This is a genomic window from Bartonella sp. CR127HXZ (genome assembly GCF_042194555.1).
Classification (GTDB): Bacteria; Pseudomonadota; Alphaproteobacteria; order Rhizobiales; family Rhizobiaceae; genus Bartonella; species Bartonella grahamii.
This window is the reverse complement of the sequence record NZ_JBHIMZ010000073.1, coordinates 1-687: the sequence shown is the minus strand read 5'-3', so window position 1 is coordinate 687 and position 687 is coordinate 1. Positions and strand designations below refer to the sequence as shown.

The following is a 687-nucleotide window of genomic DNA, read 5'->3' as shown; positions in this document are numbered from 1 at the left end:
AAAAAAAGCTGCATCATGTGTGCAGCTTTTTATGTGTTTGCTTTAGAGGTAGAAGTTTTAAAGCATGAAAGTATCCTTACGGCTTCTATAACCATAATAACCAAAAACACTGGAAACAATGGCGCCTACCAGACTTCCTAAAAAGCCCCACCATCCCATATTGGAGGCTGCTTTTGTAGCTTTAGTCGCAGTGTTTTTTACTCCCTTGATCGTATCCTCAAGTTTGTCCGAGAGTGTTTCTGCCTGTTCTTCAAGGGCTTTGATGGCTTTTTCGGTTTTTTCCTCGGCGCTTTGATAGAGTTGAACGGCACGGTTTGTTGCTGTTTGTGCGTCCGCACGGGGCATGCCATCTTTTATGAGGGCTTCGATGATATCACTTCGATCAAATTTTGTCGTGAGATCTTCTACACGATCAGACAGGCGCTCACCAAGATTTTTTAAAGTGGTGCGATAGTGAGAAGGATCATTTTTGAAAGCTGTGATCGCAGAACCAATATCGTTGAGTGCAGCTTGATAGGTTTGTTTCAAGCGATCAGGGTTGAGAGCAGGAATGTCGCTTTTATTGAGAAGGGTGCGCAATTCACTACCAAGTTGGTCAAAATTGATACCATTGTCACTGTTTTTTGCAAAAAACTTTTCAAGACTTTCGCTGTTTAATTTTGCAAGTATGGGGGAAATATTGGTTTT

Annotated in this window: 1 pseudogene; it reads right to left on the bottom strand. The window is 41.8% G+C overall.

Annotated elements, in window-relative coordinates:
• Window positions 1-57: 57 nt before the first annotated feature.
• A pseudogene (locus ACFIKY_RS09175) lies at window positions 58-687 on the bottom strand (DUF3792 domain-containing protein); the annotation flags it as partial.